This is a genomic window from Pseudarthrobacter niigatensis (genome assembly GCF_030812615.1).
GTDB classification, from domain to species: Bacteria; Actinomycetota; Actinomycetes; order Actinomycetales; family Micrococcaceae; genus Arthrobacter; species Arthrobacter niigatensis.
Genome location: NZ_JAUSTB010000005.1, coordinates 21,986 through 36,514 on the forward strand (window position 1 = coordinate 21,986; position 14,529 = coordinate 36,514).

18 protein-coding genes are annotated in these 14,529 nt (G+C 66.6%); 6 read left to right on the forward strand and 12 right to left on the reverse strand.

The window, feature by feature from the left end:
- Positions 1-18: 18 nt before the first annotated feature.
- Together J2T23_RS08885 and J2T23_RS08890 are read right to left on the reverse strand one after the other, a co-directional pair.
- A complete protein-coding gene (locus tag J2T23_RS08885; protein WP_307359108.1) occupies positions 19-558 on the reverse strand; it encodes an alternate-type signal peptide domain-containing protein in 540 nt (179 codons plus the stop codon).
- A gap of 193 nt (positions 559-751) precedes the next feature.
- Positions 752-1,357: a TetR/AcrR family transcriptional regulator gene (locus tag J2T23_RS08890; protein ID WP_307359110.1), complete on the reverse strand. Its 606-nt coding sequence runs from the start codon at positions 1,355-1,357 to the stop codon at positions 752-754.
- A 68-nt stretch (positions 1,358-1,425) separates the two neighbouring features.
- Between J2T23_RS08890 and J2T23_RS08895 the strand changes: the two genes are divergently transcribed.
- On the forward strand, positions 1,426-1,797 hold the full coding sequence (locus J2T23_RS08895; RefSeq protein WP_307359112.1) for a cupin domain-containing protein: 372 nt from the start codon (positions 1,426-1,428) through the stop codon (positions 1,795-1,797).
- Here the strand turns inward: J2T23_RS08895 and J2T23_RS08900 are convergent.
- Complete coding sequence (locus J2T23_RS08900; RefSeq protein WP_307359114.1) at positions 1,794-2,471, reverse strand: TetR/AcrR family transcriptional regulator; 678 nt, start codon at positions 2,469-2,471, stop codon at positions 1,794-1,796. The two genes, J2T23_RS08895 and J2T23_RS08900, sit on opposite strands and share 4 nt — an antisense overlap.
- A gap of 115 nt (positions 2,472-2,586) precedes the next feature.
- Between J2T23_RS08900 and J2T23_RS08905 the strand changes: the two genes are divergently transcribed.
- A complete protein-coding gene (locus tag J2T23_RS08905) occupies positions 2,587-3,717 on the forward strand; it encodes a flavin-containing monooxygenase (RefSeq protein ID WP_307359116.1) in 1,131 nt (376 codons plus the stop codon).
- Here the strand turns inward: J2T23_RS08905 and J2T23_RS08910 are convergent.
- The 4 genes from J2T23_RS08910 to J2T23_RS08925 all read right to left on the reverse strand — a co-directional run bounded on the left by J2T23_RS08910 (position 3,686) and on the right by J2T23_RS08925 (position 6,940).
- Complete coding sequence (locus tag J2T23_RS08910; RefSeq protein ID WP_307359118.1) at positions 3,686-4,387, reverse strand: esterase/lipase family protein; 702 nt, start codon at positions 4,385-4,387, stop codon at positions 3,686-3,688. The genes J2T23_RS08905 and J2T23_RS08910 overlap by 32 nt on opposite strands.
- Before the next feature lie 57 nt (positions 4,388-4,444).
- Complete coding sequence (locus J2T23_RS08915) at positions 4,445-5,662, reverse strand: MFS transporter (RefSeq protein WP_141159618.1); 1,218 nt, start codon at positions 5,660-5,662, stop codon at positions 4,445-4,447.
- Positions 5,663-5,753: 91 nt separating this feature from the next.
- On the reverse strand, positions 5,754-6,185 hold the full coding sequence (locus J2T23_RS08920; RefSeq protein WP_307359121.1) for a hypothetical protein: 432 nt from the start codon (positions 6,183-6,185) through the stop codon (positions 5,754-5,756).
- Positions 6,186-6,418: 233 nt separating this feature from the next.
- Complete coding sequence (locus J2T23_RS08925; RefSeq protein WP_307359122.1) at positions 6,419-6,940, reverse strand: PAS and ANTAR domain-containing protein; 522 nt, start codon at positions 6,938-6,940, stop codon at positions 6,419-6,421.
- Positions 6,941-7,227: 287 nt separating this feature from the next.
- Between J2T23_RS08925 and J2T23_RS08930 the strand changes: the two genes are divergently transcribed.
- Positions 7,228-7,569 (forward strand): thioredoxin domain-containing protein, encoded by a 342-nt coding sequence (locus J2T23_RS08930; RefSeq protein ID WP_307359124.1) that lies wholly within the window; start codon positions 7,228-7,230, stop codon positions 7,567-7,569.
- Between the two features lie 28 nt (positions 7,570-7,597).
- Here J2T23_RS08930 and trxB read toward each other — a convergent pair whose 3' ends face one another.
- Complete coding sequence (trxB, locus tag J2T23_RS08935; protein ID WP_307359126.1) at positions 7,598-8,575, reverse strand: thioredoxin-disulfide reductase; 978 nt, start codon at positions 8,573-8,575, stop codon at positions 7,598-7,600.
- Between the two features lie 306 nt (positions 8,576-8,881).
- On the opposite strand from trxB, the gene J2T23_RS08940 reads away from it, so the two are divergent.
- Entirely contained in the window at positions 8,882-9,205 is a 324-nt protein-coding gene (locus J2T23_RS08940) for a hypothetical protein (RefSeq protein ID WP_307359128.1), read from the forward strand.
- Positions 9,206-9,352: 147 nt separating this feature from the next.
- Here the strand turns inward: J2T23_RS08940 and J2T23_RS08945 are convergent, their stop codons facing one another.
- Positions 9,353-9,847, reverse strand: coding sequence for a hypothetical protein (locus tag J2T23_RS08945; RefSeq protein ID WP_307359131.1), 495 nt, complete (start codon positions 9,845-9,847; stop codon positions 9,353-9,355).
- Positions 9,848-9,909: 62 nt separating this feature from the next.
- The gene (locus J2T23_RS08950; protein WP_307359133.1) at positions 9,910-10,428 is read right to left on the reverse strand and encodes a MarR family winged helix-turn-helix transcriptional regulator; all 519 of its coding nucleotides are present in this window, start codon (positions 10,426-10,428) and stop codon (positions 9,910-9,912) included.
- Positions 10,429-10,652: 224 nt separating this feature from the next.
- On the opposite strand from J2T23_RS08950, the gene J2T23_RS08955 reads away from it, so the two are divergent.
- Both J2T23_RS08955 and J2T23_RS08960 read left to right on the forward strand, forming a co-directional pair.
- The gene (locus tag J2T23_RS08955; RefSeq protein ID WP_307359135.1) at positions 10,653-11,405 is read left to right on the forward strand and encodes an ANTAR domain-containing protein; all 753 of its coding nucleotides are present in this window, start codon (positions 10,653-10,655) and stop codon (positions 11,403-11,405) included.
- A gap of 297 nt (positions 11,406-11,702) precedes the next feature.
- Positions 11,703-11,849, forward strand: a complete 147-nt coding sequence (locus tag J2T23_RS08960) for a hypothetical protein (RefSeq protein ID WP_307359137.1) — start codon at positions 11,703-11,705, stop codon at positions 11,847-11,849.
- On the opposite strand, the gene J2T23_RS08965 is transcribed toward J2T23_RS08960, so the two are convergent.
- Positions 11,846-13,132 (reverse strand): MFS transporter, encoded by a 1,287-nt coding sequence (locus J2T23_RS08965; RefSeq protein ID WP_307359139.1) that lies wholly within the window; start codon positions 13,130-13,132, stop codon positions 11,846-11,848. The two genes, J2T23_RS08960 and J2T23_RS08965, sit on opposite strands and share 4 nt — an antisense overlap.
- On the reverse strand, positions 13,116-14,435 hold the full coding sequence (gene ftsW, locus J2T23_RS08970) for a putative lipid II flippase FtsW (RefSeq protein WP_307359142.1): 1,320 nt from the start codon (positions 14,433-14,435) through the stop codon (positions 13,116-13,118). Before ftsW ends, J2T23_RS08965 begins: the two co-directional genes overlap by 17 nt.
- Between the last annotated feature and the right edge of the window lie 94 nt (positions 14,436-14,529).

Here is a 14,529-nt window from a genome sequence, read left to right on the forward strand (position 1 = left end):
GCCACCCGCCTGGTCAAGCTAGGCTCCTGCGGGAAGGACCTGGGACAGCGTGAACTCGACGTTGTTGAAGTTATACGTCTTGTTGACGTCAACACGATCCTTCGTTGCCGCCTTGAATTCGAAAGTGATGGTCGCAGTGACCTTTTTCGAGGTGGTGAGCGGATTCGCCACCGCGGTTGAGCCGACCGTCAGCACCGGGGCGGAGACAACGACACTATCGCCAAAGCCGCTGGCTGCATTTGCGCCGCTGGCCGTGATGTTGGCTGCCATCTTGGCGCCCGTGAGCGTGACATCCAAATCCTGCTTGAAGGTGAGCAGATCGCCCGGAACAACCAGGTATGTACCATCCTTGATCTTGGCCGTGATGTCGACGCCACCGCGGTCAGTCCAAACACCAGGCGCGCTGTTAAGCCCAATCTTCAGATCGCCGGAAACTATGCTGCCCGGAGCTGCGGTTGCCTGGTCGTTCCAGTTGGCCAGGGTACCCCCGCCGCCCAGCAGCAATGCAGCGCCGACGGCGATAGCGGCAGTTCCCTTAACCAGAGTGCTGTTCTTCATGATGTCCCCTCAGACTTTGTGGTGTTCGTTCCTTTTGTCTAACTGGGGACCACTTTGCACGCCCAACCTCAGGAAGCGAGGGGGTAAAGAGTCAACAAATCCTCAAGGTATTTGAAAGTTCAACCGAGGCCTGACCTGCGCTTCTACCTCAAATGCCGCCCTTGGCGCCTCGCCTGCCGGGGCACCGCGGCAGCTACTGTTGCCGGCTCATTTCGGCGCCAAGAATGTCCAGTGCGTTGGCACGCATGGCACTGAACGCCTGGTCCGGCCGCAGACCTGCCACATCCCGCAGCCAGACGTAAGGTTCAATCCCGGCAACAGCCCTAAGCCGCACGGCCAGGGCCGCGGTGTCCACTCCGGCTCCGTTGGATTCCAGCGGCGCTAGGGCGTCGCGGTACCAGCCCACGGCGCGTCCGCCGCGCAGGGTGGGCCGGGCCGCGCCGGGAGTCAGTGACAGTCGCAAGGACGCCCGCAGCTGCGGTTCCCAGGCTCGGATGAACTCGAAGTGCGCGTCGAGGGTGCGTTCCAGGCGGGCATGGATGTCCGACGGCGGATCCTCACCAAGCAGCGACCCCAGCCCGGTTTCGGGGAGGGCCGCATGCAGGAGCGCCTCCTTGTCCGGGAAGTAACGGTAGGCAGTGGTGCGGGATATCCCGGCAATGGCGGCGACGTCCGCAACCGACGGATCCTGCCCGTCCTTCAAGAGGTCCCGGAGGACAGCCACCAACTGTTCCCGGGTGCGCGCTTTTTGCCGGACCCTGCCGGTGTCAAGATATTTTTCATTGCTTCGGGGCGCCACGGGATTTATGATACAGGCGTACCGTAATGGTACGTTCGTCCCATATAAAACTTACCCAGGGGCTTCCCGTGGCCGATCCCATTGCAGTGAATCCGCAGCACTACCGGCTCGTTTTCGAAAACGACCGTGTCCGCGTCCTCGAGTACAGCGACGGCCCCGGAGACAGGACCGGCACCCATTCCCACCCGGACAGCGTCATGGTCACTCTGAGCGCCTTCACCCGCCGTCTCCGGGCAGGAGGCCGGGAGGTCGATGTGGAACTGCCGGCAGGGCAGGCCCGCTGGCTCGACGCGCAGGAACATTCCGGCACGAATACCGGCTCCACCCCTACGCACTGCCTCTTTATCGAGCTGAAGGAACCACGCCGGGAAACCGTCAGAGCAGACGGCCAGCATCGTCCGGCCACCCAGGCCTCCCGCCTTGGACCTGCCGGCTCCTAGCGGCCGGACAGTTCCGAGGGCCGATCCCCAGACAGCAGCAGCCTGCACCACGCGTCGGCCAGCCACTCGGCGAACTGCCCGGGCGACCACCCACGCTGATCCACCAGCAGCACCCAGTATTCAGGCCCGTTCATGCTCCAGACAGCATCGGCAAGTTCGGCGGCCGGGCGGTCCGTTCGCAGCTCGCCGGTGGCGGCAAGGTCCGCCACGAACTTACGCATGGTGGCGGCCCGCCGTTCGGAGATCCCGGTCCAGAGCGCTGCGCAGTCGGGATCGGTGCCGGCGGCGTCGCGGAGGGCCAGATAGACCGGCGCCAGGCGGGGCTGGATGCCGGCCAGCGCGTGGGCGTAGATCGAAATCTTACGGGCCGCCCCGTCCGCCTCCCGCAGGCGGATCACGTAGTCCCGTTGTTCAGCGGGCACGGCCTGGCCGGTGCCCGAGATGGCCGTTTCCACCACTTCCCGCATGAGGTCCGGCTTCCGTCCGATGGCCGCATAAATGGTGTCGACGGCGACTCCGGCCCTCCGCGCAATGCCCGCCACCGTGGTGGCGCGGTACCCCTCCCCTACGAAGAGCTCGCGGGCGGCGGCCAGCACGGCGTCGCGGGTGGCGGCCGCCTGCTCCTTCCGCCGGGGCGAGTGGTAGCGGCGTGCGGGGGCATTGACTTCACTCATCGCCGGGCCTAGCCTTAATTCATCCGAAGATAATTCGGATGAATTGTAGCAGGAAGCCCCGGACAGCAACGCACGGCGTCAACGCAGCGGAACAGGGGCGGAAGGGCAGGGCATCATGTCAGAGCACTTCGACACCGTGGTCATCGGCGGCGGCCAGGCAGGACTGGCGATGGGCTACCACCTGTCGCGCCTGGAACGCCCTTACGTCATCCTCGACGGCAACGGGCGGACCGGGGACAGCTGGCGCAACCGATGGCACTCCCTCCGGCTCTTCACCCCGGCCCGGTACGACGCCCTGCCCGGCAGCCACTATCCCGGCCCGCCCTGGTCCTATCCGTCGCGTGAAGAATTCGCCGACTACCTCGGCAGCTATGCCAAGAAGTTCAACCTGCCCATCAGGAACAATCGCAGGGTCACCCGCCTCAGCCACAACGGAAAGAGTTTCACCATCGAAGCTGACGGCCAGGACCTGGAGGCGGACAACGTGGTGGTCGCCCCCGGCTGGGACCGCAAGCCAAAGGTGCCGGCCTTCGCCGGGCAACTCAGCCCGGATATCAGGCAACTCACGGCGGCCAGCTATCAGAGCCCGGACGACCTGGCACCAGGCCCCGTCCTCGTGGTGGGGGCAGGCAACTCCGGAGCCGACGTCGCGCTTGAACTCGCGTCCACCCGCACCACCTATCTCTCCGGCCGGCACCCCGGCCAGATTCCCTGGCCCATCGAAGCGGTAGCGGCGCGTCCGCTCACCCTCGCCGTCTTCTTCGCCTTCTCACACGTCCTCAACCTCAACACGCCCGCCGGACGGAAAGCCCGCCCGCAGATCCTGGCCCACAGCGGGCCACTGGTCAGGGTGAAGGACCGTGACCTGGTGCGTGCCGGCGTCGAACGCGTCCCCAGGACGGAGGGCGCCAAGGACGGCCGCGCACTGCTCGCAGACGGCAGGACTCTTGAAATCTCCAACGTCATCTGGTGCACCGGATTCCGGCCGGACCTGGCGTGGATCGACCTGCCGGTGTTCGGCCCGGACGGGGAGCCGGAGCAGGTCCGCGGCATATCCAAAACGCATGGGCTTTATTTCCTCGGGGCCACCTTCCAGCAGTCGCTGGCATCCTCGATGGTGCACGGCGTGGGAAGGGACGCGGCCTTCATCGCCCGGCACATCGCCGCAAAAGCGCCGTCGGCAGCGCGGGCGCCCGGTTCCGCAGACAGCACAGTCAGGCCGGAAGGTTCAGCTGCTCCACAATGATGCGGGCGGTGGCGGGGTCGCCAAGGATGCGGAAATGCCCGGCCACCGGCAGCTCGATGTTGGTGGCCCCGGGCAGGTCGCTCCCCTCCGGGATGTGCGGATCGAACGGCCCGTAGAGGGAAGTGATGCGGCTGTTGATGGCCAGCTCGCGGGACATCTGGAGGGTCAGGGCGTTCCGCGGCGAGAAGATGCGCAGGCTGGGCAGCAGCATGTACCGGGCGTAGCGCGAGCCGAAAAACGGCGAGCACACAGCGATCATCCGGTCGATCCGGTGTTCGGGATCCAGGGACAGCATGGTGTACTTGCCAATCAGTCCGCCCTTGCTGTGGGCCACGAGAATGGCATCGCGCAACCCTGCCTCCTCCAGGTGCTGGGCCACCAGTTTGGCGGCGTCCGGCACTTTCAGCTTGTTGCGCTGAAGCACCGTGACCACATGCACCGGGTGCCCGGCGTCGTGGATGGCCTGGATGAGCGGCATCATGAACTGCCAGTTTTCGTACACGCCGGGAATGATCACTACGGGTGCGCGGGTCCCGTTGCGGAAGGACGCCGGCTGGACGCGCGAGAAGAATCCGCGGACCTGCCAAGCCGCGGCGTAGACATAGTCCTGCGCCCACCACACGGCCTTCTGCAGCGGACTGATGCGGGCAGCGGCGCCGGGATCACTCATGAGTCGAGAATAGCCTCGCGGGGCGGCCTACCCACCAACCGGCCGCGCAAACACGCATCAGTAGTTGCGGCGGTGCTTCAGGCGGGGAATCACGACGGCGAACACCGCCGCCGCCGCGAACCCCAGGACGCCCGTGGCGGCGATGCCCGGGCCCAGGGAGGCGAGGGCCGTCACCCCGGAGAGGAGCACCGGTCCCCCGGTGGACCCGGCATCGGCCATGAACCGCCAGAGGCCCAGGAACTGCCCGCGGCCGCGGTCCGGCGAAAAATCGGCGCCGAGGGTCATCACCAGCCCGGAGCTGATCCCGTTGCCGAACCCGATCAGCAGCGCGGCCAGCAGCAGCCCCACGAAGGAACCTGTCAGCGGAATGAGGAGCAGCGCGGTGCCCATGAGCAGCGTGGACGGGACCGCCACCCACTGCCGGCCTTTGCGGTCCATGAGTTTTCCGGCCGGGTAGAACACCAGCATGTCGATTGCGCCGGACAGCCCGTAGATCAGGGATGCGGAGGTGGCGTCCATGCCCAGGTGGTCGGACCATAGCGGGATCACCACCTGCCGGGAGGAGCGCAGCGCACTGAGCAGCAGGATGCCAACGCCCAGCGAAAGGAACACCCCGGCATGGGACACCGCAACGCTGCGGAGCGTGGGCTGGGGCCCGGCGTCCGCACCGGTGCGGACCTCCGGCGTCGTAAGGTCCGGGATGGTGAGGGACAGCAGGGCGGCGGCCGCCATCGCCACTACGCCCACCCAGTAGGCGCCGGCGATGCCGAAGAACTGCATCACCGCCGCCCCCGCGAACGGGCCAATGAACACCCCGATCCGGTTCACGCCACCCAGCGTGGACAGCGCGCGGGCACGGAACGCCACGGGCACCGCCTCGGTGAGGTATTTTTGCCGCGCCAGGCCAAACACCGCCCCGGACATCCCGACGACGGTCATCGCCACGGCGAGCAGCCATAGTCCGTTCGGGGCGAGGGAGGACGTGGCGGCGGCTGCCAGGGCCAGGCCGGCGGCGACGGCGGCGCCCACGATGGACCAGCGTTCGCCGAAGCGCAGGGTCACCAGGGACGCGGGCAGGTTGAAGAACCAGGACCCCAGTCCGATCAGGGTGACGATCAGGGCTGCTACCGCCACCGAGGCACCCAGGTCGCGGGCGGACAAGGCCACCACCGGCAGGATGGCACCTTGCCCGATTCCGAAAAGCAACGTGGGGCCGAAGGCGGCCACCGCAATGCTGCGCAGGTTGAAGGGCTCGGGGTCATCCGGGGAAGTCATCAGATTTATCCTATGGCCGCCCGATCCGGACCTCCCGTATTGGCGGGGGTGCCAGGAATCTCCGGGGGTGCTCTGATGGGTCTGCCGGCCCTCAGCGGGCCCGCGGCTCCAGCCCGGCAAGGGCGCGGAACAGGTTCACCAGTTCAGCAATGGCACCAATGATCGAGCCGACGATTCCGAGGACCAGGAAGACACGCACCAGGACGGGCCAGCCGGACCAGGCGGTGCCGAAGTCGAAGGGGAAGACGTCCCAGAGACGCAGCATGGCAGCCACCCCGATGCCCATGACCACAAGGTTTCCCAGTGCCAGCAGCACCCTGGAGCGGATCAGCACGCACACGAGATTCACGATGATGCCGGCGATCAACGAGGCATTGATCAGGTCCAGGACCCGGGCCATGTCCGCCGTCAGGAACGGCAGCACCTGCCACCCGGGCCAGATGTTAATCCCGTAAAGCAGCAGGGCGTTGACGATCGCAGAGCCTATGCTGCCGCTGCGGCCGGCACCGGACCTGCCTGCCATGCCACCCTCCTCACCGGTTTCCTGGCTCACGCCGTAAGGCCCTTGATTTCAGCATCGATTGCTCCGTACGGGCCGTTTTCGGCGCTCAAAACGGCAGTTACCCAGCAATCGATTCAAGGGAGGGGGGCCCACGGACGTGCAACCAGAGTCGCCCCTGGCGTACGACGGCGGGAAGTGCCGAAGGTCCCGCGGGCGGTGGCAGGAGCCGGGCGGGGAGAGGCTGTGCCGGGGAATCAGTAGCCCGCCAGCAGTTCATCGGCTTTGCCGTCCGCCGCGGCACTCACCAGTTCTTCGGCAACAAAATGCAGCTTGGTGTTGGCGTGCTGGCTCCTGGTGGCCAGGACCTGGAACGCCGCCGGCCCGTCCACACCCCGCAGCGCCATGACAACGCCCTTGGCCTGTTCGATCAGGGCCTTATGCCCGTATGCCCCCTCGATGGCTTCCTCTGCCGCGTGCTGGGATTCGATGCGAAGGCTCTGGGTCACATCCACCATGAATCCGCGGACATATTCAACGTGTCCTGATGGATCGGCCATGGCCTGGACTGCGGAAAAAACGCGCCGCTCCCTGCCGCGCACGTCAATGACCCGGTGGAGGAGCGCGCCTTGGCCGCCGCCGTCCAGCAGGTTTTCCCAGAGGGCGCGGACCGGCTCCCGGTCCAACGGATGCTTGTGGGCCATAAAGAGTTCCAGGGTGGGCACCACTTCGCCCTGCTTGAGGCCGTGAATGCCGAACATGCCTTCGGACCACTCCATCCTTCCAGAGGGAACGTGGAGCACGAAGGTGCCGGAGGGACACGTTGCCGGTGGCCGGAGCGGAAAGAGATACGCATCAAGTTTCGACCACATAAGTTCCTCCCAAAGTCGGTTAAACCCCAGGTGGGCTGGCGACAACCAGCATAGGTCAAAGGCGCCGGACGGGCTCCCCATTTTTCGGCGCAAGCCCGGTAAGAATGCGGGGGTCACAAGTTGCCCGCGAAGGAGTAGCGTTCGCCTTATGGGGCGCCGATGATCTGCGCCCACAGCCAAGGGGAGGTCATTTCATGGGTGAAGTGTGGATCCGCACGCTGGGCAACGGGCTGGTCCGGGCAGACCGGGTCACGGAAATTTCATCCACCCGGGGGTCCCTTCATGAGGACAGCGGGTATTCATTGAAAGTCATCGTGGACGGCAAGGGCCACGTGCTGATTGACGACGGCGGGCTGCAGGGTTCCCAGCCCGAGCGGCTGGAATACGCCAGGCACATGGAGGACGCCCTGTTGCTGGCCATCGACGAGGCGCGCGAGAGCGACCCGTCAATGGTGATCTCGTACGAGCCGGAACGCGAACGCTGGTCCTCAGCACCCGTTTCGGTTTTAACGGGAAGGCTCCCCGAAGTCGTCTGACCCGGGGAGCCATCGCGCTGCACAGCATTCAGCTGTGGGTCGGCTCCTCCACCAGTGCCGTAGCGATGCTGGCGGCGTCCTCCAGGGCGGCCAGGAAGCGCTCGGCGTCCAGGGCCGCGGCGCAGCCGGTGCCGGCAGCGGTGATGGCCTGCCGGTAGCGGTGGTCCACGGCATCGCCGCAGGCAAAGACGCCGGACAGGTTGGTGCACGTGGTGGGAGCATCCACCTTGATGTAGCCTTCGTCGTCCAGGTCCACCTGGCCGGCCACCAGCTCGGTGCGGGGCAGGTGGCCGATGGCCACGAAGATGCCGGTGGCATCCTGGTGCCGGGTTTCTCCGGTGCGGGTGTCCGTCAGGGTCACCCCGGTGACCTTGCCGTCTCCGTGGATGGCCGTCACCGCGGAGTTCCAGGCGAAGCGGATCTTGGGATTGTCCTTGGCACGCTGGGCCATGATGCGGGACGCGCGGAGCTCACCCTTGCGGACCACGACGGTAACGGACTTTCCGAACCGGGTCAGGAAGGTTGCTTCCTCCATGGCGGAGTCGCCGCCGCCCACCACGATGATGTCCTGCTCGCGGAAGAAGAACCCGTCGCAGGTGGCGCACCAGGAGACGCCGTGGCCGCTGAACTTTTTCTCCTCCGGCAGTCCGAGTTCCTTATAGGCGGAGCCGGTGGCCAGGATGACGGCCTGGGCCTCGTACGTCTCCCCCGCTCCGGTCACCACGCGCTTGACCGGACCCTTCAGGTCAACGGACGTGGCGTCGTCGTACTCGATGCGCGCGCCGAACTTTTCCGCCTGCTGCTGCAGCCCGTCCATCAGCTCCGGGCCCTGGACGCCGCCGGGGAAACCAGGGAAGTTTTCCACCTCGGTGGTGTTCATCAGGGCGCCGCCGGCAGTGACGGAACCGGCCAGAACCAGGGGGTTCAAGCCGGCGCGGGCTGCGTAGATGGCGGCGGTGTAGCCGGAGGGGCCGGAGCCGATGATGATCAGCTGTTCTTTGCTCATTGCGTGTCCTTCGGTGGCGGTACTGCTGGGCGTCCGCGTGCTGGGCGGCCGGCAGACCGGTAGTCGGTTGTTGAGTGCGTGCCTTGATTACTAGGTCTGATTCTTCCATTTGCCCGGTGCCCAGGGCCAAGAACGGGGCAGCGGGTGACGAACCGCTCCTCCAACCGAGAGGAAACTGCGTTCGATGTAACAAACGTCACTGTGTTGCGCACATCACATTGGTTGCCTAATCTAGTTGAGGCTTAAGCAAACAGGTCATGCAAGAAGCTGCAGCGTCGCAGCCAATGCCGGGGAAGGCTTTATATCTTGAACTCTAAGCTGAACATCGTGGTCCGGGTCGATCTGGACCACAGCAAGGCCCAGGTGATTGCAAAGGGGCATATCACCATCCACAGCGTCAACGCCCTCTATGTAGTGGCAAAGCGTGCCAACTGCCTCAGGGGAGGCCTGGACCTGGAGCTTGATATCTCCAGCGCCTGGGTGGATGAGGAGGCGCTGGAAATGCTCCACGCCGCTTCCAAAACAAGGCAGCTGCCCGCGCGGATCGATCCGGACCAGGCACCCTGCACCATCAGCGTGCTGCCCAACCGCCGCCATCCGCGTACCGCGCCGGTACGGCTGGCCGCATAAAACTCCCGGCCGCTCGCCGCGCCCACTTTTCGGGCCAGAGCAGGCCGCAACCGCTTTTTCCGCTTCCAACAACCCGAAGTGCAGCTGCATCTGAACAGACGGATGGCTGCACTTCGGGCTATTAAGAGCCTTCCGCGGCCCGCGGGCTTACAGCAGCCCGGAGCCGCCAGCGAGGATGTCCTGGAGTTCCACTGCGCTCAGGCCGGCCGCCCTGCCCAGGGCATCCTCTTCCGCGCCGCGCTTCGAAGCGGTCCTCAAGGCGTTTTCGAACTGCTCCTGGGCGGCGTCAAGTTCCCATTGAAGGCTCTCCACCCTGGCTGATGCCAGCCGGACGGATTCCAGCGGGTCACCGGCGGGCGCACTGTCCATGGTGTAGCCGCAGGTGCAGGACCATTCCGATGAGCCGAGCTCCAGTGGCGCCCACCCCAGGGATGCGATGGGGACGGGCCCGGCGGTCATGGCCACGCCGCAGTGGAAGGGTGCGGCCGGGTCTTCCAGATCCATCGGCTCCGCATGCTCTTCCGGCAGAGCGGAGGCCGGGGGCTCCTGGAGCTCCATCGGCGCCAGGTGGAGCTGGATGTCATCGTGGGCCTGGACAGGGATCGGTTGTCCCGCTGCCTGAGGTTCAAGTACTGCAGTCATGCGATCCGCCATCCGATAGTTACCAAACAATGTAGCTAGTCTAACTAGGATTACTGACTTGTCTACCGGAGTCCGGCAACCGGGCTCGGGTCCACGGCATCCACCGCTTCCCGCATGCGCAGCAGGAAGTTCATGACGGCGGTGATTTCCTCGGGGGTCAGAGACTCTGCGGCCTCGAGCATGCGCTTGTGCAGCTGGTTGAGGTTATGCCGCACCTCCTCGTCGGCGCCCGGGGTGGGCCGAAGAATGACGGCCCGCCGGTCCGAGGGGTGGGGTTCGCGGATCACGTGGCCGGCGGCAACCAGGCGGTCCACGAGGCTGGTCATCGATGCGGAGGTGATACCCAGCCGGGCGGCAAGCTGCGTGGGCCGGATGCCAACGCCCGCGGCCTCTGCGTCGATCAGGTACCGGAGCGCCAGGAGGTCAGTCTCCCCCATGGCCACCGAGGAACGGGTGCGCCTTCTCATGGCGCTCTCCGAGGTCCGGAACTCCCGAAGGGCATTGATGACGTCGACAGCCCGGGGCCGGTTCCCCTCGGCAGATGGGTACCAGGAGCCTTCGCTTGCACCATGCGGGTTCATGCGAATTCCTTCGATATCCTACTTGCTTGGCCGTCTAACAAACCCATGGTAGCCCACTTGCCGCCCGTCCACCTCGCCCTCGGAGGAAACGAACAGGTATCTCCCTAGGCCCCCGTGGAAAAGTAGAGTACCGGCTACTCGTGCCGGGGGCCTGCCCGGACTAATAGGTTTTTGTGCAATCCCCGGCAGCACGGCCTTGGGGTAATGGCAGATGGGGGTGCGGGGTGGCTGATGGCCCGGCGAACAATGAGGGGCCCGATCGGCAGGGGTTCCTGCTGGACCTGATGACCGGGGCTGAGGACGAGGCCGCATCCCTGCAAAAGCTTGCGTACGCCTCCGCCCGCTGGCTCGGTACCGCGGCAGGAACCGGTGTTGAATGTGCCGCGGTGCTGTACCGGCAGCGGGGATGCACCGCCACAGCGGGAAGCACCCCGGAGGCGGCAGCCGTTGCAGCCTCGGAGGACGAGTACCCGGACGGCCCGGCCGCGCTGGGCACCGCGCTGGCCGCGCCCACGGTGGTGGGCCAGGCGGGCTCGCGCTGGCAGGCCTACCGGCGGCGGCTGCTGGAGCACGGCTTCGGCGCCGCCCTGGTCCTGCCCCTGGAACTGCAACCAGGCGTATCCGCCGCCTTGGTGTTCCTGGGCCCGGCCAATCACGCATTCACCCCCCGGGTCACCAGTGAAGCCGCGTGGTTCGGCGAGGTGGCATCGCGCAGTTTGAAACTGGCCCTGGACGTCCACGGCGTGATCCGTGCCGGCGACAACCTGAAGCAGGTCCTGGAGAGCCGCACCAGCATCGACGTTGCCTGCGGCGTGCTCATGGCGCAGAACCGTTGCTCCTACGCGGAGGCGTTCAGCAGGCTGGCGGGAACGTCAAGGAACCGCAACCTCAAAGTGCGCAGCGTGGCGGACAGCATCCTGAAGGCGATGCCCAGCGGCGCACCCCGAACGCGTTTCGACCCCCCGGCGATCGCGTAGCCGGCCGCCCGGGTTACGCCTGGTGCCGCGCCCGCGCCCTGATGAGGCCGGCGGCCACGAGTCCTGCACATCCGAGTGAAGCCAGCATGCCGCCGAGAGCCACGATGTAATCGGTGATGGTCATTGTCCTGCGCTCCTTCCGTACTGCCTGATGCGCCCAAGCTACGCGGCGAAACTCAGTGTTCCCTGAAGAATCGCCAGCAGGTTTGGTCAAGATCCGGTCACAGGACGTGCGGGGATCCACATACTTCTGGTCCTTAACCTTTCGTTTGGCGCGGCTTTCCGTATTATTCATGCATGTGGACTAAACAAAGCCAGAGCTACTGCCCCACCTGCGGCAGGACCACCAATCACGTCACCCACTTCCAAAAGGACGACGCCGGTTCCCTGGTTGCGGACGTCCGCTGCATTGAGTGCCCGGAGATCGCCGGAGCGGTCGCCTAGGAGGATTCGGTTCCCGGAGACTGCAGTTCAGGGCGTGCGGCGTGGGGACGGACGACGACGAAGAGCACCATGGCGGCGGCCTGCACAGCCGTGACGGTGACGGCGAGGGCTAGAGTCGAGTACTCGTAAAGCCACCCGATGAGGACGCTTCCGGCCAGCCACGCGAGCCCGTAGCACGCGGTGAACATCCCATAGGCACTCCCCCGGCGGGCAACCGGAGCCAGCCCGGCCACCCCGGCCCGCATGGTGCTTTCCTGGACGCCCATGGCCGCTCCCCACAGCAGCACCCCGGCCACGGCCAGCGCCGCATTGTTGCTGAAACCCAGCCACGGCACCGCAGCCGCCAGGACGGGAAGGACCAGGAGGACTTTCAATCCCACCCGGTCAAAGAGCCAGCCGGAGGCCAGGGCGGCGACCGCGTCCACTCCCATCGCTGCCGCGTAGAGGACCGGCACCATGGCGGGCGGCAGCAGGCCGGTGGCCACCAGGTGGAATGAGAGCAGTCCGAACGTGGCGTAGCCGAACATGGTCAGGCTGCTGAACGCAGCGTAGAGCCAGTACTGGCGCGGCATGGGGGCGGTCTTGCCGGACACGGCGGCGGCATCGCCGTGGACGGGGCTGCTTTCGCCGGGAACAGGACCGGCGGGCTGGACGTCCGTCGGCTCGAACAGGCCCGGGTCAGGGACCCTCCGCCGCAGCCAGAAGAGGATCAGCATGGCCGCCAGTCCGGGGACCGCGAGCAGCAGGAACCCCGGGCCGTAGCTGCCCGAAAGCGCCAGCGCCGCACCCACCAGCAGCGGCCCCAGCAAGGCCCCCACCTGGTCCAGGGCCTCGTGCAGTGCGAACGCCTTTCCCTGGCCCATCGCGGATCCTGCCTCGGCCAGCATGGTGTCCTTGGCGGGGCTCCGGACGGCCTTGCCCAGCCGCTCCGCCAGGACCAGGAGGCAGGCGATCCACAGCGCGTCGGTGAGGCCGAGCAGCGGAACGGACACGGCAGTCAGGGCGTATCCGCCGATTGCCAGTGCCCACCGCAGCCCGGGCCTGTCCGCAAGCCGCCCGAACCCAAGGCGGAGGACCAGGGCCACTGCCTCGCCGGCGCCGGTGACAACGCTGACCAGGAGTGCCGAGGCGCCCAGCGCGCCGAGGTACGGGCCGGTGACGCTGCGGGCGCCTTCGTACACCATGTCCATCAAGGCGCTGATGATGCCGAAGGCCAGGATGAACCGGATGGCGGTGATGGGCGCCGCGGGACCCCGCCCGGCGGCACTAGCGCTGGTGGGCATGCTCCCGGACCTGCTCCACGGCGGGGCCGGCCACCGCTCCGTGCGGCCTGGCATCCTCCGGCCTGTCCCCGCGGAAGCGCCCGCGGCCCAACAGTCCCCGGCCCAGGCGGCCGCGGCCAGGGGGAACAGTTCCTTCGGGGCGTGTTACGGCCAGGATCACCCCGATTCCGGCGAGTGAGGAGACCATGGCCGAGCCGCCGTAGGAGATGAACGGCAGGGGCACGCCGATCACCGGCAGCAGCCCGCTGACCATCGCGATGTTGATGACCGCCTGGCCCAGGATCCAGGTGATGATGCTGCACGCGACGATCCTGGAGAACGTGTTGGTGGTGCGGGCGATGGTCTTGAACACGGCAATGGCCAGGATGGCGAACAGGCCCAGCACCAGGAGCGACCCGGCAAAGCCCAGTTCCTCGCCCAGGATGGAGAAGATGAAGTCGTTGTGGGCTTCCGGGATCCAGTTCCATTTCTGCCGGCTCTGGCCCAGGCCCACACCGAACCAGCTGCCGGAGGCCAGGGCGTAGGCGCCGTGCTGCGCCTGGTAGCCCATGCCCTGGGCGTCCTCGTCGGAGCCCATGCCCAGCCAGGAGGAGATCCGGCCCATCCTGTTGCCGCTGGTGGCCGCGAGCACCAGGGCCGCCGCCACGCAGAACAGCCCGGCCACGGAGAACACCTTCATCCGCACGCCGCCGTAGAACATGGTGGCGGCAAGGATCAGCATGATGATCATGGTGGTGCCAAGGTCGTGCCCCAGCGCCACGACGCCCATGATCAGCGCTCCTGCTGGTGCCAGCGGGATCACGGCGTGCTTCCACTGCCCCAGCAGTGCCTGCTTCCGGTCCAGGATGCCGGCGCCCCACACAATCAGCGACAGCTTGGCGAATTCGGACGGCTGGGCGGTGAAGCCGCCCACGCTCAGCCAGTTCCGGTTGCCGTTCACGGACATCCCCAGCGGCGTGAACACCAGCACCAGGGCGAACAGGGAACCGATCAGCAGCGGCCAGCCCAGCCACCGGATCCGCCGCACCGACATGCGCGCCAGCACCAGCATGAGCACCACGCCGGCCACGGTCCACATGGCCTGCTTGAGCGGAAGGTCGTACGGATTGTTTCCTGCCGCCACGGATTCCACGGACGACGCCGATGCCACCTCCACGAGTCCGATCGCCGAGAGCGTGAGGACCACCGCCAGGATCAGCGGGCGCAGGCGTCCCGGGGAGTCGTCCTCCAGCCAGACCGCCAGTTTGCCCAACCCGCGCCGGGCGGGCCGGCCCGTTCCGTGCTGTTTTTGTCCTGTATCCATTTGTCCGTTCCTCAGCCTGTACACCGGGCTTTCCCCACGGCCGGGCCCATCGCCGGGGCGGATACCGCCGAGAAGAAAGAGTACGCCCCCACAC